This window comes from Anaerolineae bacterium, assembly GCA_013178015.1.
GTDB lineage: Bacteria > Chloroflexota > Anaerolineae > DRVO01 > DRVO01 > Ch71.
Genome location: JABLXR010000019.1, coordinates 1 through 20277, shown reverse-complemented (window position 1 = coordinate 20277; position 20277 = coordinate 1). Strand labels below are relative to the sequence as shown.

Here is a 20277-nt window from a genome sequence, read left to right as displayed (position 1 = left end):
GCACCATTGGCGTCATCTGTGTTCTAGTACCAGCACGTCCTCGGGGCCGTAGAGGTGCCCGGCAACCAACGCCAGCCAGCGCCCGTCCGGAGACGTCAGGGCGGAGCCATGCAGGGCCAGGCGCCTAACCGAAGGCTCCAGGGCCCGGGGGTACACCGACGCCCGCACCTGTTCCAGGGGCGAGACTACCGGTGGCTGCTGCACCAGGGCCGCGGGAGCGATGGCGATAGCCCTTCCCTGGGCCACGACTGGGTCGTACGCCCACACCTGGGGCTCCTTCCCCGCGCAGGTGCCCTGGTAGTATAGGACGCCCTCCTGGCTCCACCCCAGCAGAGAGTACCGGCAAGGCCTGATCTCGCGCGCTACCTGCGTCTGTTTGATCACGCCCTCCAGCAGCCCCGGCGCGGTGGCCAGCTGCATCCGGTAGCCGGAGGCGGGGCCCAGCGCCGGACGGTAGCGGCTCAGCCAGGGGAAGGCGGCCACCGCCAGCAATCCCAGCGCCAGCACGACCCTGCCTGCTGGGCCCGGCCGGCCCCAGACCAGGGCCGCCAGCAGCAGAGCCACCGTCACCAGGCTCGCCAGCAGGTACCCGGCCAGGCTGCCGAAGAAGACGATCTGGGGCAGGCGCAGCAGCCCCACCAGCCAAGGCAGGGCACCCCCCATCAGGAGCCCGTGGAGGTCGAGCCGCTGGGCCAGGCTCAGTAACGGCAGGAGGACGTAGGACTGGCCGAAGAGCAGGCCGGTGACGGCCAGCGCCAGGATACTCACCCACAGGCGTCCCCCTGAGGTGGGCGCTGCCCTCCGCCGGGCCGGCCCAGTGGCTTCCGCGATGGCGCTCACTGCGGCATCTCCCAGGTCAGCTCCCACGGCCCCGGCACGGCCTCGTTGACCCCGGTCACCTGCACCCGGTAGGTGCCCGGCCGAATGGGCCCGCCACCGGCCCCGGCGCTGAAGCCGACCAGAAACAGCGGCTCGCCCGCCCCCTCGGGAGTGACCACCTGTCCGAACTGCTCGACCAGGGCGGCGTCCGTGGCCAGGGGACGCGCCACTCCGTCCGGCCCGGTCACCGAAGTGAAGGACAACCCGGCCAGCAGGCGTCCGTCCCGTTCTCCGTTGTCCCCCAGCGCGGCGCTGAGGACCAGAAGCTGGTACTGCAGCCGAGCCTCGGTGAAGCGGAGCGGGTAGCCTCCCACCGACAGGGCCACGTCCACCGGCCACGGCCCCTCCTCTTCAGCGCCCTGCGGGACGGTCACCTCGAAGGAGGCGGCAGCGGGCCTCAGGACCACGATGGCCGGAACGTGGAAGGTGACCCGCCCCGCCAGAGGCGCCAGCGGCGGGAAGAGGAGCCGATGGGGGTCGAAGTCGGGGCCATCGGCCGGCTCCCAGGCCAGGGCCACGCCGGGGTCGTAGCGGTTGCCGCGCTCGTCGGTCAGGTGATAGAGGTCAACGCCGTCGCTGCCGGGCAGGCGGGCCGAGGCCCCCACCAGGGTCTCATCGTCCGGTCCCGGATCCATACCTAGGGTGACGGCGGTGAGCCGATCGGTCAGGTCCACCCGTTCCACCCGGAGGGTCAATCCGTTGCGCTCCTGCGAGGCACCCGGCCTAAGCGATACCGGCTCCATGGGCACGGGCGGCCCTCCGGGCACGGCCCAGGTGATCTCCCAGGGGCCGTGGAGGCTCACCTGAGCCCCGAACCCGGGGCCACCGACCTCGATGGTGACGATGCCGCGGGGCGGGGTGTCGAACAGCAGGCTGGTCTGCCCGATTCGACTCTGGGGATCGAAGTTCCCCCGGCTGCCACGGTAGCCTTCAGCAGCGGCACTGAAAGATACGGCGACCAGGCTGCGGTCGTCGGTTCGGGGGAAGGGGTCGGTGAAGAGGGCTAGAGCGAAGGGGGGCTCGTTCTCCCCCGTGTAGTTGTTCTGCTGCAGGCGCGCTCCCGTGACGTGCAGGGGCAGCCCGGCCACGTCCAGCCACACATCCAGGGGCCACTCCTGACCCAGCTGGGGGTCGTCGCCCAGGTCGAGGGTGACTCGGCTTCGAGGGGGACGTTGAAGGCGATGGAGTCTACGATCAGCGTCAGCCGGCTGGCCGCGGGCGACACCGGGCCGAAGGTAAGGGTGCACATCTCGCTGCCGGGTTGCGGCGTCGGTGTGGGAGCAGCGCCGAGCTCGATGACGTGGCTTTCGATGGCCACCGCCACCTGTCTCTCTGCCGCAAGGCTGGCGGCAGAGGGGCCGGCGCCCTCGTAGTAGACGTGGCCGAGGTCGTCCCGCAGGGTGGCAGTCCTCTCGTAGCCCAGGCGGGGGAAGCGCCACTCCGGGTCCGGCCAGCTCACCTGCAGGTTGAGGGCGGTGCTCTCGGGGCCCTGGGCCACCTCCAGCAGGCGCAGGGTGACACCGTGGTGGCTGTCGGTCGCGTCCTCAGGTGTGTACGGGGCAGTATAGCCGGCCCCCATCATCTCTCCGCTCGTGGGGTGCAGTCCCAGAGCCACCTTCCAGTTCTCGGGCGCCGTCCCGGGCAGCACGATGGGAAGGCGCTCCACCAGCAGGTCCACCCGGTACACGTCGGCCGGCAGGGGCGGGAAGTCCACGGTGGCCTCGCCCCGGCGGGCTCTCCACCCCGTGGGGGCCAAGGTGCTGCCGTCCGGCAGCCGGAGGAGAAAGCCGGGATCGCCGTCGGCCAGAGACTCGTCCGCCAGGGGAGGAAGCCCCTCAGCCCGGATACGGACGACGGTGCGGTTCGGCTGGGCTAGCACCTGTTCCACGGTGAGCGTGACGCCCTCGCGGGTAACGGACACGGGGGCCGGAAGGGCCCGGGTATCGGTCAGGTCCACGAAGCCGATGCCGAAGAAGTAGCCCGGCAGCCGGCCCAGTTCGGCCAGCACCTGGGCCGGCCCTCCCAGCGCCACCGCCAGGGCCAGCACGAGGGCGAGCGCCAGCGCCGCCGGAACCCAGGCGTGGCGCTCGAGGAAGGCTCCCAGACGGGCGCCAAGCCCCCTCAGCTGCCTTGGCGGCGATGGCGGCCTGACAGGCTCAGCCGCACCCTCCCCCTTAGTCAACAGCCGCTCCCTCAGGGCTCGCAGAAACTCGCGGTCCGGTTCGGCGGCAGCGAACAGCCGAGCCAGAGCCTCCTCGGTAGCCTGTATGCCCCTGTCGTTCATCTCACTTGGGACCATCGCTCAACTCCCAGGATCGGTGCAGCCGGCGCAGCAGCCGGTGAATAGCCATCTTGACAGCATCCTCACTGCGGCCCACCAGCCGGCCGATCTCGCCATAGGTCAGTCCGGCGGCGTAGCGCAGGCGCAGCAGCTCCTGCGCCTCCTCATCTAGCTCGCGCAGCAGGCCGGCCAGGCGTCGCAGGTCCTCCTCGTGCACCAGCGTCGCCAGAGGGTCGTCATCGCTGGGACACGTCAGGGCATCGCACAGGGGAGCGTGCTGCCGCCGACGGTGATGATCGGCGGCGCGCCGGCGGGCGATGCTGAATAGCCAGGGGGCGAACCGCCCCTGCTCCCGGTAGCCATCCAGCCCGGCCAGCGCCTCGGTGAAAACCTGGGCGGTGGCGTCCTCAGTCTCGTGCACGTCGCCGATGCGGCTGTAGAGGTAGCGGTAGACGCGGGCCACGTAACGATCGTACAGGTCGGCGAAGGCGGCCCGATCGCGCTGGGCTGCCTGTACCAGCCGTGCGTCCTCCGGCTCGGAGGTCGTGGCCCCTTGTTGGGCCAGTGAGAGACTCGGCATCGGTTCCCCTCTCGGCGCCGCGCCGCAGCTTGCAGGGCTTCTCTATGGGTTATATCGGGGCACAAGCGCCAAGGTAACGCCGTCCCCTCAAGTCTGTCGGCCAACAGGGCCGCGGGGCAACTCGGCCGCCGCAGCCGGCTGTGCCCGTGCTCCGCCCTCGCGCCCGTCGGAGCCTACCACCGGCCCTCGACCTCGTGTATAAGAAAGGAATCCAGGAGAGCACTGCCGACGCTGTAGCGCTCATCCGCATTGCTGATTGAGGAGTGGGAGCAGCAGATGGCGAAGGTGGAGTACCGGGAGTACCGACCGGAGGACGCCGAGAGCTTCCTGCGCCTGCACGACAGCGTCTTCCCCCGCATGTCGCCCGAGTACTGGGCGGACTGGTCCAGGGGCCAGGTGACCGCCGCCGTGGCCCTCAGGGATGGCGAGGTGGTGGGGGCAGTGCCCTTCCAGTTTCGCGATTTCCTCATCCGTCCGGGCGTATCGGTCCCAGTGGCGTGGGAGTACTCCGTCTGCACGCGCGAGGATGTGAGGGGCACGGGGGTGGGCTCCCGCCTGATGGAAGTGGCTGCTGAGTTCCTGCGAGGACGGTGCCTGGCCATGATGGTCTACCGAGAGGACGAACGCAGTCGGGCGTACCGCTTCTACCGACGGACGGGCCACGAGGACCTGGCGTACCTGACCTCGTGGGTGCGAGAGCCAGCGCCGGTGTGGCCTTCGGCAGGGGTGAGACGGGTCGCCTATGCCGAGTTCCTGGAGCAGCAGGAAAGGGCCGTAGACCTCTTCCGCAGCGCCTACGGCAACCAGGCGGGCTACCCGCCTCGCTTCTGCGGCTACTACGAGGTAGCGGTGCAGACGCCTCAATACGAGGAGGTGCCACTGGACCTGTCGGTGTTGCAGGTCCCGGCGGAGGGGAGCATGCGGGGCTATGCCATCGTAGGCGAGGAGAAGCTGGTGCCGGCGCTGCACCTGTTGGAGATAGCGACGGAGGGCAGCGACCTCAGTGTGGCCCTGCCGCTACTGGCGGCCTACGCCGACCTGGCCACCGAGCGAGGAGTGCCCGCGCACGCGCGCCTGGGGGGCGGTAGCCCGTACGCGCCCGTGCTTCAGGCGCTCGGCTTCCATCCCCGGGCGCGCTCACGAGGGGGCATGATGATCCTGGGGCGCGTGCTCGACCCGGAGGGCCTGGCGGAGGCGGCATGGCGACCCTCCGAAGCCACGCGAGGGCTGGAGGTCACGGTCTGGACCCCCGAGCGGGAGGTGATCCTCCATGGTGCATCGGGAGGGGAGGGCCGGCGCCTGATGCTGGAGATGAAGGAGTCGAGCCTGGCGCGGCTGCTGTTGGGCCGGCTGGACCTGACGGCGGCCCTGGAGATGGGCCTGGTGACGGCGCCCGGCGCGTGCGGAGCCGACCTAGCGGCGGTAGTGGATGCGCTGCCATGGGCGCGCTGGGCGTATCACCAGCTGGACTTTGTATAGGTATGGTCAGATATGACGTAGTGGCCTAGTTATATGCTATTTACTGTTTCCGTGGCCCAAACAGTGGGTTGGTGTTGACAGCCCGATTACGCACGAACTACAATGCTTTACCAGGATGCTCGCGAGGCCTTTCCGGGCCGATAGCTGCGGCTATCTTCGCCACTGCTTTCCCCAAGGAGGGAACGATGGAAAGTCGTAGGCTCGCGCGACGTACCGTCCTTAGCGCCATCGCCACTAGTTTCGCTGCTGCCGTGGGGGCGTCTGTTCTCGGAGCCTGTGGTGGGGCCACTCCGGCGCCGACTGTAGGGCCTGAGGGCGAGGCTACCGCAGCGGCGGCCCCATCTGGAGGTGAGAGAACTGAGGAGGCCTTCACCATTGAGGTTCTAGTGGATTTCTCGCCCGAGTATCTGGCATTCGTGGATGAGAACATCACGCCGCTCCTAAAGGAGATGTACCCGAACGCCACGGTGGAGAACCTGCCACTGGACTGGAACCGCCTCGAGGAGCAACTCCTCACCACCAAGGCGGGCGGCTCCATGCCGGACCTGTACAGGATGGGTGCCGCTTTCGTGCCCTTGGCCGCGCTGAACGGTCTCGCCATTGTCTTGGATGACCGGCTGGACGAATGGGGTGTCAGAGACGACTTCCTCAAAGCTTCACTGACCACTTGCCAGTGGGAGGGCAAGACCTGGGGTCTGCCACAGTTGACCAGCCCTCGGCACTACTGCTACCGAAAGGACCTTGCAGACGAGGCAGGTGTTACCATCGCGGATGACTGGGACTGGGACGCCTACCTGGAGGCCGCCATCGCTTGTACCGTGCACGATGGCACCAAGGTGGTCCGCATGGGATCTTCGTGCCACATGGATCGGCAGGAGTGGCTCGGTGTCCTCTACTCCGGCGGTGGTATGGTGGTGAAGGATGGCAAGGCCGGATTCAACAATGAGGCTGGCGTCTGGTCGCTTAGCTGGCTCAAGGAGCGCAACAACACTATCACGCCACAAGGCTACGCCCCACTGCCGGACTCGCCCATCCCCTATCTGGCTACAGGCCAGTGGGTGATTGCCTACGGACACCCGGGCAACCACGCGGTGAACGTCAGGCGGCACGCTCCCGACAAGCTACAGTTCGTCACGGTGCCGCAGCCGCCTATGAAGGCCCGTAGAGTTGCGAAGACCAACACCGATTGGATCGCCATCGGCGTTACCTCGAAGCATCCGGACGCAGCCTGGGAGTTGCTGAAGCTCCACATGAGCCCAGAAGCGCTGATCGCCTACAACCAGGATATTGGCTACCTGCCTCCGCGCCAGTCCGCCTTTGAGCAGGCCGAGTACCTGCAGGAGCCCCTTATGCAGAAGGTGATTAGCAACATGCGGAACTACGGCGAGCCCCAGCCCCTGTATCCGTCGTGGGCGAAGCTCAACCGGGTCCTGCAGCCTATGGTAGAGGCAGCTATCCTAGGCACCAAGACCATCGAACAGGCCCTGGCCGAGGCCGAGACGGAGACCAACACCATCATGGCGGAGTACCCCAACTGGCCTGACGTGTAAGGACGCTCGTAGTCGGCTTGGCGGGATTCTCTGAGTAGCGGCGCCTGCAGAAAGCCCAATCTGGCCTTCTGCAGGCCCATCCTGGGGAGTGTCTCCATGTGGACGAGGCTACCGTGAGCGCAACCGGTCGAAGTCTTGGAAGGCAAGCCGGCTTTTCCTCCCGCCTCGCCACTCCGCGACTCGCCCGGCAGTTCTGGGGCAACGTCATGGCTGCCCCGTGGATAGTCGGCTTCTTCACCCTCACCCTGGGCCCAATGCTGGCCTCGGTCTACTTCAGCCTGACGGACTACAGCGTGTTGCAGCCACCCCGCTTCGTGGGACTGGACAACTTCCGGGTGATGTTCTTCGAGGATCCCAGGTACTTCACCGTCCTGTATAACACCATGTACTACACCGTCCTGCATGTCCCGTTGTCTATGATCCTTGCTCTCACCGTTGCCATCTTGCTGAATCAGGGGCTGCCAGGGGAGAACGTCTTACGTACCATCTACTACATGCCCTCGGTGGTGTCAGGGGTGGCCGTGTCCATGCTCTGGCTCTGGCTGTTCGACCCCAACCTTGGGCTAGTGAACGTGGTGCTGGGCTGGGTCGGCATCCAAGGACCAGTCTGGCTAATGGATCCCAACTGGTCGAAGCCGGCACTGGTTCTCATGAGTATGTGGGGCATCGGTGGCCAGATGGTCATCTTCCTGGCGGGCCTGCAGGGGGTGCCACAGGAGATGTACGAGGCTGCCATGGTGGACGGGGCCAGTTGGTGGCACAAGATCCGCTTCGTGACCGTGCCGCTGATCACACCTACGATCTTCTTCAACCTCATCATGGGGGTCATAGGCTCATTCCAAGTCTTCACCTCGGCCTACGTCATGACCAACGGGGGCCCAGTCAACTCAACGCTGTTCTACGTCCTCTACCTGTACGAGAGTGCCTTCCGTTACTTCGAGATGGGGTACGCGTGCGCCCTGGCTTGGGTTCTCTTCTTCATCATCATGGCCTTTACCCTGGTGCAGTTCTACACGTCCGGGAAGTGGGTGTACTACGAGATGCCAGCCTCGCGAGCCAGGGCTGCCTAGTGTGGCGGTTTTGCAGTAGGCATAATGGACACAAACTGAGGACTGATGATAGCTGAGACGCTTGTGCAGCGGACGATGCGTCGCCGAAAGCGGGATCGAGTTGCCAGGGTCATGATCATCGCCCGGGTGGTGGTGTTGTACGCCCTGATGGCCATTTTCGCCCTGACTTTCCTGTTTCCCTTCATTTGGATGCTGTCCACTTCTCTCAAGGTACCGGAGCAAGTGTGGGCCATCCCGCCCGTGTGGATCCCGGACCCTCCCGTGCTACAGAACTACACCGACGCCATCAGGTCGGTTCCCACGATTCGGTACCTGCGCAACACGTTGATCATCACCCTGTTTCCCACCGCCGCCACCCTGCTAGCATCGTCTTGCGTGGCGTTTGCCTTCTCTAGGCTTGAGTGGCGGGGCCGCAACCTCTGGTTCTCTCTGCTGCTGTCCACCATGATGCTGCCCGGACAGGTGACGATGATACCCGTCTTTGTTGGCTTTCACCGTCTTGGGTGGGTGAATACCTTTCGCCCGTTGCTCGTCCCGTCGCTGTTCGGTAGCGCCTTTTACATCTTCCTCTTGCGTCAGTTCTTCCTCAGCATTCCCCGGGAGATGGATGAGGCGGCGACGATGGATGGCGCCATCCCGCCTGTCATCTGGTGGAAGATCACCTTACCCCTAGCCGGGCCGGCGCTGGCAGCAGTGGCGATCTTTTCCTTCATCGGCCACTGGAATGACTTCATGGGGCCACTCATTTACCTGCAGCGCTCGGTCATGTGGCCGCTGTCACTAGGGTTGCTCGGGTTCAGGCAGCAGTATCTGACTAAGTGGGAGCAGATCATGGCCTACTCGCTGATGGTCATGCTCCCCTGCCTGCTCGTGTTCTTCTTCTCCCAGCGCTACTTCATCCAGGGGATAACGCTGTCCGGGCTCAAGGGGTAACCGGGAGCGATGTTTGCCATGAGGCGGCGGGTCCCGTGCGTCTCTTGAGCCCCCGAGCTGCTACTCAGGAGGGCCACAGTGAGCCAAGCACTGCGAATCACGTCCCCCGTGCACGGGGACATACTGAACCGCCACGACGGTACCGCAACGCCCGAGGGACTCATGGCCACTGTCAGGGGCACTTGTGTTGCCGGGGCTGATGTCGTGGTTTCCGTTGAGGGTGCCTCTGCCGTGGGACGGTCACCAGAGCGCCGCTTCGAGGCTCACGCCACAACTCGAGGGGAGACCTTCGAGGCACGGGTGCTCCTGCAGGGCCATCACAACCGCATCAGCGCCAGGGCTGGGGGGCAGGAGGCCTCGGTTGAGGTTCTATGGGATCGGAATTCGTTCCCCCGTTTCCGCTTCTCAATCGATGACAACATCCTATTCCTCAAGGACCTGGCCCAGAGCAGCTACTCGTCGCTGTTCGACCACTGGTACCTCGCTTTCTGGAGGGGGCTGCACGAGCGGTATGGGGCCAAGATACACTTCAACATCTACTACCAGACCGACGAGAGCGTCTACGCTAACGGGTTCTTCCGGCTGACCGACATGCCGGAGCGCTTCAAGGAGGAGTGGCAGGCAAACAGCGACTGGATGCGGCTGACCTTCCACGCCTGGCAGAACAAGCCTGACCGCCCGTACCAGCATGCTACGTATGAGCAGATGGCTCATGACTACGACAAGATCACCGAGCAGATCGTGCGCTTCGCTGGACCGGAGTTACTGAGCACATTCACCACGGTGCACTGGTCCCAAGCACCTCGGGACGCCATCCGCGCCCTCAGGGATCGGGGAGTGGTGGGCCTGAAGGGCACCTTCGGAGGGCAGCGGAACTACCCGCGGACGACGCGCCTTTACCTCGACGAGGCCATGGGCGCCTACGTTGGCAGCCGGGACTATTGGTGGGACCCGGAGATGGACTTGATCATGGTCGCAGGCGACGCCGTGCTGAACAACTTCCCCCTAGATGCCATTGTGCCCAGACTGGAAGAGGTGTCTGCCAGTCCACACACCTCTGAGGTCATCGACTTAATGATCCACGAACAGTACTTTCGCCCGGAGTTGTCGATCTATCAACCCGATGCCCAGGAGAAGGTGGTTACAGCCGTGGCGTGGGTGGCCGAGCGGGGGTACAAGCCGGTGCACTATGACGAGGGTTTCCTCGGAGCGTAGCTGCTTGCCTGAGGAGAGCATGACCACCACCTTGCGTATCACGAATCCGGTACACGGAGACATCCTCAACAGGCACGACGGCACCGCCAGAGCCGAGGGCCTGGTCGTCGCCATCGAGGGGAGCTGCCCGGCTGAGGCGGGTGTCAGCGTGTCTGTGGAAGGCGCCCCCGGTGTCAACCAGCAGGCACGGAGCCGTGTCCAAGTCGATGCCACAGTCCGAGGCGACTGCTTCGAAGCCCAGGTGCCCCTACAGGACCGCCACAACCGCATCACCGCCAGAGGTGCCGGCCAGCAGGCGTCCATTGAGGTGCTTTGGGACAGGGACTCCTACCCGCGCTGTCGCTTCTCCATCGACGACAACATCTTGTTTCTCAAGGACCTGGCTCGAGGAGACTACACTTCTGTTTTCGACCACTGGTACCTGGCTTTCTGGAAGAGCCTTCACGAGCGGTATGGAGCGAAGTTCCACTTCAACATCTACTATCAGACCGACGCGAGTGTCTTTGGCGGACGCCCCTTCAGACTCCCAGAGATGCCGGACCGGTTCAGGGCAGAGTGGACGGCCAACGCCGACTGGCTACGGCTGACCTTCCATGCCTGGCAGAACAAGCCGGACCACCCCTATCAGAGTTCGACCTATGAGCAGATGACTCATGACTATGAGTGGGTCACACAGGAGATCGAGCGCTTTGCTGGGCCTGACCTCATCAGCAGCTTCACCACTGTGCACTGGGCCGATGCCAGCCGTGAATCCGTGCGTGCCTTGAGGGACAGGGGCGTCACAGGCCTCAAGGGCCGGTTCGCCCGCAACCGGGGCCGGGTGCCGGAGACCAGGTATTACCTTGACGAGGCTCTAGCTGACCACATAGGTGGACGCGACTACTGGTGGGACCCCTCCATCGACATGCGGTTCGTCGCCTGTGAGGCGGTGGTCAACAACCTGGCCGTGTCCGAAGTAGTGCCAAGACTGGAGCAGGTAAGTGCCAACCCTCACACTGGTGAGGTGATCGAGCTGACTATCCATGAGCAGTACTTCCGACCGGAGCTGAGCCTGTACCAGGCAGATGTGCAGCAGAAGGTCATCGCCGCCATCTCATGGCTGAGTGAGCACGGCTACGCTCCGGTGTTCTGGGACGAAGGCTTCCTTGGTGCCTGAAGGCGAAGCCGCGCCTGGCCACCATCTTTGGAGCACCGTACAATGACGAAGCCCAACGTTCTTCTGTTCCTCACCGACGGTCATCGGGCGGATGCTCTGGGCTGCTACGGGAATCCGGTCCTTCGTACGCCATACCTCGATGCGCTGGCTCGGGAGGGGGTGCGCTTCACCGGCAGCTTTAGCGCACACACTGTCTGCATGCCCTCACGAGCTTCCATCTTCACCGGGCGCTATCCGCACGTGCATGGAGTGTGGGCCAATGGCATCCCGCTCTCGCGAAGCGAGGTGACGTTGGCGCAGGTTCTAGCCGAGAACGGATACCGCACGGGCGCCTTTGGCAAGATCCACTTCGAGCCCCAACAGGCTGCCGACTATCCCCCAGCGTTGGACCGGGAGGAGAGCTACTATGGCTTCCAAGAGGTCCGGCTCAGTGAGAACAAGATGGGCCCCGACTACTTGGCCTTCGTAGATGAACACTACCCCGACCTAAGCGAGGCGGTCAGAAGCCGGCAACCTGTCCCCGAGGAGGCGCATCAGATCACGTGGATCACCGATCAGGCAATGGACTTCATAGGCCGAAACGCTGGCGGTACGCAGCCGTTCTTCTGCTTCTGCTCCTACCATGAGCTAATACCGCCGTCGCACTCGCCCGAGGAGTACACTGGGCGTTATCGTCCTGAGGACATGCCAGAGCCGAAGCGCAGAGAGGGGGAACTCGACGCCAAGCCGCCCTACCTCAAGGACTGCTACGAGGGGTCGCTGCGTATGCGCAATGAGGCGCATGCTATCTTGCCGTATCCGGACGATGAGACCCTTAGGCGCTACTTGGCCAGCTACTACGACATGGCCACGTTCCTGGATCACCAGTTCGGACGACTGGCTGCCAGCCTACAGGAGCATTCCCTCTGGGACGACACCATCGTGCTCTTCACCTCTGACCACGGGCTATGCCTGAACGATCACTGGCAGTGGCGCCACGGCCCCTTCCTCTATGATCAGGTGATGAACGTGCCCATGATATGGCGCGTGCCGGGAATGACACGTCCTGGCCAGGTGGACGACAGCCTAGTGGAGTCCGTGGACATCATGCCGACGATTCTCGATCTAGCCGGGGTAGAGGTGCCGGCAGGAGTGCAGGGGCGGTCCATCCGTCTTCTGCTGGCCCAGGAAACCGGTGCTCAGGGGAGGGACTCTGTACTCGGCCAAGACCGGGAGTCACCGGAACTGATGGCGCGTGGCGTCGACCCGACCGGCCACGAGGTCAAGGCGCTGCGCACGCGGGAATGGAAGCTGATCCACTACCCCGGACGCCCGTACGGTGAGCTCTACGACCTGATCAATGACCCCGATGAGTTCGAGAACCTCTGGGCCAAGCCGCGCTATGCTGGCAAGAGACAGGAAATGGAGCGACTGCTTCTTGAGCGTCTTTGTGCGGCGGAGGATCCTCTGCCGCAGAGGAGGCACATGTGGTAGCCTGGCCGCCCCAGGCGGCGAAGAAGCTCACTCCCGAGCCGAGCCGGACACGCACCAACGTCATCTTCATCCTCACCGACGACCAGGGCATCTGGGCTTCGGGCTGCTACGGCAACCCCGAGATTCGCACGCCCAACATCGACCGACTGGCTGCCACCGGAGTGCGCTTCTCCAACTTCTTCTGCACCTCGCCGGTGTGCTCCCCTAGCCGAGCCACGCTCATGACCGGGCGGGTGCCTTCCCGTCACGGCGTCCACGACTGGATCCGGGAGGGGAATGTGCCTCCCAATGCGGTGGAGTACCTCCAGGGCCAGACCACCTACACCGACGTCCTGGCCGCTCACGGCTACCACTGCGGCATCAGCGGCAAGTGGCACCTGGGTGCCAGCCAGCTGCAACAGCACCACTTCAGCCATTGGTACGTCCACCAGTCGGGGGGCGGCCCCTACCACAACGCCCCCATGGTTCGGGACGGCAAGCTGATCAACGAGCCAGGGTACGTCACCAACGCTATCACTGACGACGCCCTAGCCTTCCTGGAGGCGCGGGCGGGCGAGGAAGCTCCCTTCTACCTGAGCGTGCACTACACCGCTCCTCACAGCCCCTGGACGGGCCATCCTCAGGACATCGTAGACTCGTACGACGACTGTCCCTTCGAGAGCTGCCCCCAGGAGCCCCGCCACCCCTGGGCCATCTGGCTCACGGACCAGAACCTGGGCAACCGGGAGTCGCTCAAGGGCTACTTCGCCGCCGTCACCGCCATGGACGCCGACGTGGGCCGCATCCTGGACCGGGTGGAGGAACTCAGCCTGCGGGAGAACACCCTCATCATCTTCAACAGCGACAACGGGTTCAGCTGCGGACACCACGGCTTCTGGGGCAAGGGTAACGGCACCTTCCCCCTCAACATGTACGAGAACTCGGTCAAGGTGCCTCTCATCTTCTCCCAGCCCGGCCGGCTGCCCCAGGGTGCGGTGACGGAGGCCCTGACCAGCGGCTATGACTTCGCTCCCACCCTGCTGGACTACCTTGGCCTGCCGGGCATGGGCGACGAGCGATTGCCGGGAAGGAGCTTCGTGCCCGCGCTGATGGGGCAGGAGGACCCCGGGCACGATAGCGTGGTGGTCTTCTCCGAGTATGGCTCCACTCGCATGGTACGCACCCGGGAGTGGAAGTACGTTCACCGCTACCCCTACGGCCCTCACGAGCTCTACCGACTGGCCGACGACCCGGACGAGCGGGCCAACCTGGCCGAACGGGCCGAGCACGCCGGGACGGTGCGCGAGCTGCGGCAGCAGCTGAGCCAGTGGTTCCACCGGTACGTGGACCCCCGGCTGGACGGCAAGGCCCTGCCGGTGACGGGACAGGGGCAGTTGGGGTTGGTTGGTCCCGGCGAAGAGGAGAACGCCTTCGCCCAGGGCGATGGCTAGCAGGGCCCGCTTCCCGGGCTAGGAGACTGACCTCGCATAGCTCCACCTTGACGGGCTCACCTGCCGTCCACTAGCATGACATAAGTAGTACGCAGCGAACGACTTGCGAGGTGGTCATGGCGCGGCGCAGGCAGGGGCGACAGGACACGGGGGCGGTGCAGCTATCGCTGTTCGGCGACGAGCAGGCCATCCAGGCCGGCAGCCAGGTGCGACCTCCGGCCCCGCAGGCCAGTCTCCGCCGGGCCAACGCCTGGTTCGCCGGCCGCATGGCGTCGCTTGACTACAGCGCCAACACCGTGGAGAGCTACACCACTGCGGTAGAGCTGCTGGCTCGTTTCCTGGGAGATGACGTGAGCCTGCGCCAGATCCGGGCCTCTCACCTGCGGCGTTACCTACAGTGGCTGTCGGAGCGGGGGCGGGACACACCGGTCAAGACTCTCGCCCTGCGCGTGACGGGCATCCGCCGCTTCTTCGAGCTTCTCCAGGAGGAAGGCGTCCTCCCCGACAACCCGGCGGCCGACCTCTACGCCCCGGGAGGGGAAGTGCCCCTACCGGACGTGGTCACAGCCGAGGAGCAAGACCGCATGCGTCAGGTTGCCTGGGCCTCGCACGGGCGACCGGACCGACCTGATTCCCGCCCGCTCTTGCTGCTCATGCTCACCCTCGAGCTGGGCCTTCGCCGAGGGGAGCTAGAGGAGCTGTCCCGCGGCCAGGTGCTCACGGCGGAGCCGGTGGTGGCCATCCGCATCCACCATCGCGGTCGGCGCCACCGCTACAAGAACCGCACCCTGCCCGCTCCGGCCGGCTTCCGAGAGGTGTATCGGGCCTACCTGAGCCAGTACCCTTCGGGCGACGAGCGGGTATTCGCCGCTTCCACCCGTACTCTGCACCGGGTGCTGGAGCGGCTGGGCCGGGAGGCGCACACGGGAGTGCTGGTGACCCCGAACGTGATGCGCTGGAGCTGTGCCCTGCGCTGGTACTTCGAGCTACCTGCGGACGAGGTGCGCCAGCGGCTGGGCCTGAGCCCGGTGGGTTGGGAGGATGCCCTCCGCGTGCTAGAGGGGCTCGCCCGGCGCCTCGATGCTGGCTAGAGGCTCGGGCTGGACTTGGCGTCCGGCTCTAGCGGGGCTAACATGGCCGCAGCGAGCGGGGAGGGAGCGATGGCGGTCCCGATACAGCTTGATGTGGCAGCGAAGCGGGCGGCATTGGCAGCCCAGGCGAACGAGCTCACTGAGTACCACGTCTACACTCGCCTGGCGGATTCGACCCAAGACGAGGACAATGCGCGGGTGCTACGCGCTATTGGAGAGGATGAGCTGCGCCACTACCGCTTCTGGGCCCGGCTGACGGGCGAGGAGCCCAAGCCGGACCGGTGGCGCATTTGGTGGTACCTCTTCATCTCTCGCCTCTTCGGGCTCACTTTCGGCATGAGGCTGCTCGAGCGGGCCGAGGAGTACGCCCACGAAGTGGCCTACCGACGGCTTATAGGTGTCGTACCCGGGATCGAGGCGGTGGCCCAGGACGAGGAGAAGCATGAGCAGCAGCTGATCGAACTCATAGACGAGGAAAGGCTGCGCTACGTGGGTTCGGTGGTCCTGGGCCTGAACGACGCTCTGGTGGAGCTCACCGGGACGCTGGCCGGGCTCACCTTCGCCCTGCGAAACACCGACTTGATCGCCGTCTCGGGGCTAATCACCGGCATCGCCGCCTCCCTGTCCATGGCCGCGTCCGGATACCTGTCCGCTCGGGAGGAAGAGGGGGAGCAAGACCCGCTCAAGTCCTCGCTGTACACTGGTGCCGCGTACGTGCTGGCAGTGGCATTCCTGGTGTTGCCTTTCCTGCTCCTAGGTAACCCTTATGCTGCCCTGGCGTGGACCGGGATCAACGCGGTGGGCCTGATCGCTGTCTTCAACTACTATGTGTCGGTGGCCCGGGACATCTCCTTCAAGGATCGCTTCCTGGAGATGGCCGCTATCAGCCTGGGGGTGGCGGTGGTGAGCTTCGGGCTGGGATACCTCGTGCGCGTGTTCCTCGGGGTGGATGTATGACGATGGGGACCGGGGGCAAGCGCGGTGGTGTCGGATGTGTCAACCATGTCCTGGTACCGGGCACACGGTGGTTTGCCCTTGCATGGGATAGTCGGGACTGGTGGGCGAGGGGCGATGGTACGCCTGGCGCAGGCGGCTATGGCGGTGACTTCGGCAGGGAGAGGGCAGCATGATCCTAGACTTCCACATTCACGTGGGTGACTTTCGCCGGGCGGGGGACACGGAACGCATCCCCGTCACCTGGGACAACCTCATGGAGCGGCTGGACGATGAGGGCATAGACAAGGCGGTGCTCCTGCCCGTCTACCCCTCGCCCGAGAACTACATCGGGCCGGCCTTCCTCACCTCTGGCGGTCTGGACGTCCGCACTCAGGTCCTCGAGGCTGCCCGTTACCAAGACCGCATCATTCCCTTCGGCAACCTCGATCCCCGGTGGCTGGGTAACAGCCCCGAGGCGGACTTCGGTCCCCTGCTGGACTGGTTCCAGGAGCAAGGCTGTCGAGGGATCGGGGAGATCACGGCCAACGTGCCCATAGACGACCCCCGCACGGTGAACATGTTCCGCCAGGCTGGCGCCCGTGGCCTCCCGGTTCTGATCCACAACGTGGGTTACCTGCCCGGCACCTACGGCCTCCAGGACCACCCCGGGGCGCCAGGCCTGGCCAAGCTGCTGGAGGCGGCCCCTCAGACCAACGTCGTCGGCCATGGCCAAGGCTTCTGGGCCGAGATCGGGGCGGGGCTCACCATGCAGGAGAAGATGGGCTATCCCAAGGGAGCGATCGAGGAAGAGGGAGCCCTCCCTCGATTGCTGCGGCAGTACCCCAACCTGTACGGCGACATCTCGGCCGGCAGCGGTCACAACGCCATCACCCGCGATCCCGAGTACGGCGTGCGCTTCATCAACGAGTTCCAGGACCGGCTGGCGTTCGGCACCGATGTCTGCTTCGGTGGGCCTCAGGACCGCATGCCGCACCTGACGCGACCTCAGTGCTGCCAGCCACGCAGCCACTCAAGCCCTGCTCTTCGGGACCGCCCTGGGAGTGTGCCTGGGGCTGATTGGAATACTAGGTGCGACGCCGCTGGTGACGGTCCTGGGGGCAGGCGAGGACGTGCTACCTTCGGCGGTGCTGTACCTGCGTCTGACTTTTGCGGGGCTGCCCATCATCACGGTGGCGCTGGTCCTGAGTGCGGTGCTGCGGGGCGCGGGCAACGCCAGGGAGGCCCTGTGGCTAGCGATCATCGGGAATCTGGCTAACGTAGCCCTGCTGCCGCTCCTGGTGCAGGGCATGATCGGCCTGCCGCCGCTGGGAGTGGCCGGGGCGGCGCTCTCCACCGTCTTTGCGCAGGCGATCGCGGTGACTGCCGGCACGGGAATGCTGCTCAGCGGCCGAGCCCGGGTGGCGCTGCTGTGGCGCCGGGTAAGACCCGATTGGGCCGTCATCCGCACCATGGTGACCATCGGCATTCCCAGCGCGGTGCAGGCGGTGCTGCGCAGTTCCTCGCGAGTGGCCATGATCGCCATCGTGGCGCCTTTCGGCACTGCGGCGATCGCCGGATACGGGGTGGCCACTCGGCTCACGGTCATGCTGCTGACCCCTGGCTTCGGCATGGGCAATGCTGCCGGCACCCTGGTGGGCCAGAACCTGGGGGCCCAGAAGCCACAGCGGGCGGAGCGCAGCGCCTGGACCATCGCCTGGATCAACCTGGCCTTCATGCTGGTGGCGATGGCGCTCATGGCCCTGAAGGCACCCGAGGCGGTGCAGTGGTTCAACTGCACCGAGGATGTGGCCGGGGTGGCGGTGCGCGCCATCCGGGTGGTGGCGATCGCCTACGCCTTTGGCGCCGTGGGCGTGGTGATGGGGCGAGCGCTGGATGGTGCCGGGAACACGGTGCCGGCCATGATGGTGAACCTGACCACTCTGTGGGGGGTGCAGGTGCCGGTGGGGCTGGTCCTGTCGCGCTTCACTCCCCTCGCACTCGACGGGGTCTGGGTGGGCTGGGCCCTGGCAAGCGCGGCGAACGCGGTGGCCATGGCCTACTGGTTCCGCCGGGGAGGCTGGAAGCGCAAGAAGGTGTAGGGTAGTGGATAGTGATGCGTGACGAGCGACTCGTGACTGGCATCGGCCACGCTCTCTGCAGTCTCACGTTGGGCTTAGGAGCAGAGGAGCCCTCGGGTGGGCTCGTCACGACAGGGTCTGGTGGCCCGGTATCGGCCGGCGGGCCCGCGCGTGTGGCGGTGTCGGGCCATTCACTATCCTCTACTCACCATACCGCCCGCACAGGGCGTAGTAGCGCACGCGCAGAACGTCCTTGAAGTTGCGCCAGGAATCCCGCAGCGGGTTCACCTTGCTGCCGGGGCCGTAGTGCCACTCCACCGGCAAGTCCGCCACTCGGTAGCCCTTGAGATGCGCCAGGTAGAGGAGTTCCACATCGAAACCGGTCACTAGCGGTGCGTTGAGCACCGGCGCCGAGGGACCGTAGAGGTGAACGGAGCGGAATATGTCCTGGGCCGCCGCCCGGGTGAAGGCCTTGAACCCGCACTGGGTGTCGCGGTGCTGGCCCATGACCAGCGCTCGCACGACCAGGTTGAAGACCCGACCCATGAGGTGACGGGTCCAGGGCTCGTTGTAGCGCCGGGCACCGTAGCCCTCGCGGGAGCCGATGGCCACGTCGTAACCGCTCTCCAGGGCCGCCAAGAGCTTCTCTGCCTGGTGGATGGGGGTAGCTAGGTCCGCATCGGCGAAGAGGACGTAATCGCCCTCGGCCGCCAGCACTCCGGTACGAACGGCATAGGCCTTGCCCCGGTGGTCGTTGCGAATGAGGCGCAGCGACGGGGCGGAATGAGCCACCTCGCCGACCAGGGCGGCGGTGTCGTCGCGGCTGCCGTCGTCCACCACTATGACCTCGCTGGGGAACGGCTGCTGGCTCAGGTAGTCGAGGACCTGGCGCAGGTTGGCCTGGATGCAGGCCTGTTCGTTGTAGACGGGGATGACCACCGACAGGTGCGGCCCCGATCCGGTCTGTTGCTCTGCTGACATGCGGACTCCCCCCAGCGCTCAGGCAGAGTATACTTGGGCGGGAAGTACGGGCAAACGGCAGGGCGTAGGGGATCAGGGCTTTTCAACCCTCCTATGGTTGGGTGAGGAGGGCGAGGCTGGCTTCAGGGTGGAGACGCAGGTGACGGATGGCGTCGGGGACAAGGGGGAAGCCTAGGGAGCGCAGGAGGTTGAGGGCCAGGCTCCGTATAGCTGCCAGGGCCAGGCCGGTCACTCGGGCATGGTGGAGGTCCTCGCCTTGGGTCACGTCACGCACCCGATGCAGGGCATTCTCGATTTGCCAGTGGTCCCGCAGCAGCTTGGCGATGGTCTCGGGGTCGGCCTGCTGGGGGCTCAGGCTGGTGACCCAGGTGGTGGTCTCTACCTTCGTCTGCCCCGTGGCCATATCCACCCTGGTGCGCCTGATGAGACCTGCCTGCCTCAGCCCCCGCCAGTTCCACTCCCGCTCCAGGTAGGCCCCCAACTCCCCCGCCTCCACCACCCACAGCTCTCGACGCTCCAGCCGCCCCCGCTGCTTATCCCAGCGCAACACATCAGCCCTTCGCTCCTGGCCCAGGGGGGAAAACCTCGGGTCGGATGTAGTCATCCACCAGAGCCTTGAGCTCGGGGTGGTTGCCTTTGAGAGGGCCCAGATACTGCCCTCCCCCCTCCACTACCGCCTCCACTACCCCTCGCTGCATAAGCCCGGCATCCACCGTCACCACCTTGCCCTCCAGGTCCAGGCTCCTTAGCACCCCCAGGGCCGCCTGCAGTTCGTCCCCCTCCTTCACCCCCCGCTGGGCCACCACTACCCGCAGCTCCTGGGCCAGCGCCACCACCAGCGCCAGGGCCCGCTCCCGGCCCCGCCGGCTGCCCCGCAGGGTCTTGCCGTCCACGCTTATGTGCTCCGCTTCCCCATACTGCTTCTGGGCCCACTGCCCCAACACCCCCTCCAGAGCCCCCTCCTCCAAACCCCGCAGGGCATACCATACCGTCGAGTGGGCTGGAGGCCGCCGCCCACTGCGAAAACCCAAAGCCTGCCATATCTCCTGCCAGTGCCCCACCCCCCACAGTCGCATCCCCCGCAGCGACTGCTCTCCGTGCAACGCCCCCAGTATCAGCATCCCCACGATCGCCCCCAGAGGATA

The 20277-nt window shown here is 65.6% G+C and carries 19 protein-coding genes; 12 read left to right on the top strand and 7 right to left on the bottom strand.

Translation table 11 applies throughout. The annotated features are described in order from the left end of the window. Positions 1 to 12 precede the first annotated feature (12 nt). Genes HPY83_09145 through HPY83_09130 form a run of 4 tightly spaced genes read right to left on the bottom strand, consistent with a single transcriptional unit; the run spans position 13 to position 3740 of the window. Positions 13 to 840 (bottom strand): hypothetical protein, encoded by an 828-nt coding sequence (locus HPY83_09145; GenBank protein NPV08114.1) that lies wholly within the window; start codon positions 838 to 840, stop codon positions 13 to 15. Beyond that, complete coding sequence (locus tag HPY83_09140; protein NPV08113.1) at positions 837 to 1979, bottom strand: hypothetical protein; 1143 nt, start codon at positions 1977 to 1979, stop codon at positions 837 to 839. The genes HPY83_09145 and HPY83_09140 overlap by 4 nt, the downstream gene beginning before the upstream one ends. Beyond that, complete coding sequence (locus tag HPY83_09135) at positions 1883 to 3178, bottom strand: hypothetical protein (protein NPV08112.1); 1296 nt, start codon at positions 3176 to 3178, stop codon at positions 1883 to 1885. The genes HPY83_09140 and HPY83_09135 overlap by 97 nt, the downstream gene beginning before the upstream one ends. Further along, complete coding sequence (locus tag HPY83_09130) at positions 3165 to 3740, bottom strand: sigma-70 family RNA polymerase sigma factor (GenBank protein NPV08111.1); 576 nt, start codon at positions 3738 to 3740, stop codon at positions 3165 to 3167. Before HPY83_09130 ends, HPY83_09135 begins: the two co-directional genes overlap by 14 nt. Before the next feature lie 276 nt (positions 3741 to 4016). On the opposite strand from HPY83_09130, the gene HPY83_09125 reads away from it, so the two are divergent. The 12 genes from HPY83_09125 to HPY83_09070 all read left to right on the top strand — a co-directional run bounded on the left by HPY83_09125 (position 4017) and on the right by HPY83_09070 (position 18172). Then, positions 4017 to 5219, top strand: a complete 1203-nt coding sequence (locus HPY83_09125) for a GNAT family N-acetyltransferase (protein ID NPV08110.1) — start codon at positions 4017 to 4019, stop codon at positions 5217 to 5219. 185 nt (positions 5220 to 5404) lie between these two features. Continuing rightward, positions 5405 to 6769, top strand: a complete 1365-nt coding sequence (locus HPY83_09120; GenBank protein NPV08109.1) for an extracellular solute-binding protein — start codon at positions 5405 to 5407, stop codon at positions 6767 to 6769. Between the two features lie 206 nt (positions 6770 to 6975). Next, entirely contained in the window at positions 6976 to 7839 is an 864-nt protein-coding gene (locus HPY83_09115) for a sugar ABC transporter permease (protein NPV08108.1), read from the top strand. A 111-nt stretch (positions 7840 to 7950) separates the two neighbouring features. Then, the gene (locus HPY83_09110) at positions 7951 to 8772 is read left to right on the top strand and encodes a carbohydrate ABC transporter permease (GenBank protein NPV08107.1); all 822 of its coding nucleotides are present in this window, start codon (positions 7951 to 7953) and stop codon (positions 8770 to 8772) included. A gap of 78 nt (positions 8773 to 8850) precedes the next feature. After that, positions 8851 to 9987 carry a hypothetical protein gene (locus HPY83_09105; protein ID NPV08106.1) on the top strand — a complete coding sequence of 379 codons (1137 nt, stop codon included), beginning with the start codon at positions 8851 to 8853 and terminating at the stop codon, positions 9985 to 9987. Positions 9988 to 10006: 19 nt separating this feature from the next. Beyond that, complete coding sequence (locus HPY83_09100) at positions 10007 to 11143, top strand: hypothetical protein (GenBank protein NPV08105.1); 1137 nt, start codon at positions 10007 to 10009, stop codon at positions 11141 to 11143. A gap of 42 nt (positions 11144 to 11185) precedes the next feature. After that, a complete protein-coding gene (locus HPY83_09095; GenBank protein ID NPV08104.1) occupies positions 11186 to 12616 on the top strand; it encodes a sulfatase-like hydrolase/transferase in 1431 nt (476 codons plus the stop codon). Then, positions 12610 to 14046: a sulfatase-like hydrolase/transferase gene (locus HPY83_09090; GenBank protein NPV08103.1), complete on the top strand. Its 1437-nt coding sequence runs from the start codon at positions 12610 to 12612 to the stop codon at positions 14044 to 14046. The genes HPY83_09095 and HPY83_09090 overlap by 7 nt, the downstream gene beginning before the upstream one ends. A 116-nt stretch (positions 14047 to 14162) precedes the next feature. Further along, complete coding sequence (locus tag HPY83_09085) at positions 14163 to 15137, top strand: site-specific integrase (protein ID NPV08102.1); 975 nt, start codon at positions 14163 to 14165, stop codon at positions 15135 to 15137. A gap of 69 nt (positions 15138 to 15206) precedes the next feature. Continuing rightward, positions 15207 to 16094: a rubrerythrin family protein gene (locus HPY83_09080; GenBank protein NPV08101.1), complete on the top strand. Its 888-nt coding sequence runs from the start codon at positions 15207 to 15209 to the stop codon at positions 16092 to 16094. A gap of 169 nt (positions 16095 to 16263) precedes the next feature. Then, complete coding sequence (locus HPY83_09075) at positions 16264 to 17349, top strand: amidohydrolase family protein (GenBank protein ID NPV08100.1); 1086 nt, start codon at positions 16264 to 16266, stop codon at positions 17347 to 17349. Next, entirely contained in the window at positions 17285 to 18172 is an 888-nt protein-coding gene (locus tag HPY83_09070; GenBank protein ID NPV08099.1) for an MATE family efflux transporter, read from the top strand. Before HPY83_09075 ends, HPY83_09070 begins: the two co-directional genes overlap by 65 nt. A gap of 180 nt (positions 18173 to 18352) precedes the next feature. Here HPY83_09070 and HPY83_09065 read toward each other — a convergent pair whose 3' ends face one another. The 3 genes from HPY83_09065 to HPY83_09055 form a co-directional block, all read right to left on the bottom strand. After that, positions 18353 to 19132, bottom strand: a complete 780-nt coding sequence (locus tag HPY83_09065) for a glycosyltransferase family 2 protein (GenBank protein NPV08098.1) — start codon at positions 19130 to 19132, stop codon at positions 18353 to 18355. 91 nt (positions 19133 to 19223) lie between these two features. Next, positions 19224 to 19682 (bottom strand): transposase, encoded by a 459-nt coding sequence (locus HPY83_09060; protein ID NPV08097.1) that lies wholly within the window; start codon positions 19680 to 19682, stop codon positions 19224 to 19226. A gap of 1 nt (position 19683) precedes the next feature. Next, positions 19684 to 20277 (bottom strand): ISAs1 family transposase (locus tag HPY83_09055; protein NPV08096.1); only part of this gene is annotated, 594 nt, incomplete at its 5' end.

Coding starts and splice junctions, on each gene's coding strand:
- HPY83_09100 (NPV08105.1), top strand. CDS start 10,007: ATGACCACCACCTTGCGTATCACGAATCCGGTACACGGAGACATCCTC.
- HPY83_09110 (NPV08107.1), top strand. CDS start 7,951: ATGATCATCGCCCGGGTGGTGGTGTTGTACGCCCTGATGGCCATTTTC.
- HPY83_09125 (NPV08110.1), top strand. CDS start 4,017: ATGGCGAAGGTGGAGTACCGGGAGTACCGACCGGAGGACGCCGAGAGC.
- HPY83_09120 (NPV08109.1), top strand. CDS start 5,405: ATGGAAAGTCGTAGGCTCGCGCGACGTACCGTCCTTAGCGCCATCGCC.
- HPY83_09080 (NPV08101.1), top strand. CDS start 15,207: ATGGCGGTCCCGATACAGCTTGATGTGGCAGCGAAGCGGGCGGCATTG.
- HPY83_09115 (NPV08108.1), top strand. CDS start 6,976: ATGGCTGCCCCGTGGATAGTCGGCTTCTTCACCCTCACCCTGGGCCCA.
- HPY83_09085 (NPV08102.1), top strand. CDS start 14,163: ATGGCGCGGCGCAGGCAGGGGCGACAGGACACGGGGGCGGTGCAGCTA.
- HPY83_09135 (NPV08112.1), bottom strand. CDS start 3,178: ATGGTCCCAAGTGAGATGAACGACAGGGGCATACAGGCTACCGAGGAG.
- HPY83_09130 (NPV08111.1), bottom strand. CDS start 3,740: ATGCCGAGTCTCTCACTGGCCCAACAAGGGGCCACGACCTCCGAGCCG.
- HPY83_09095 (NPV08104.1), top strand. CDS start 11,186: ATGACGAAGCCCAACGTTCTTCTGTTCCTCACCGACGGTCATCGGGCG.
- HPY83_09065 (NPV08098.1), bottom strand. CDS start 19,132: ATGTCAGCAGAGCAACAGACCGGATCGGGGCCGCACCTGTCGGTGGTC.
- HPY83_09075 (NPV08100.1), top strand. CDS start 16,264: ATGATCCTAGACTTCCACATTCACGTGGGTGACTTTCGCCGGGCGGGG.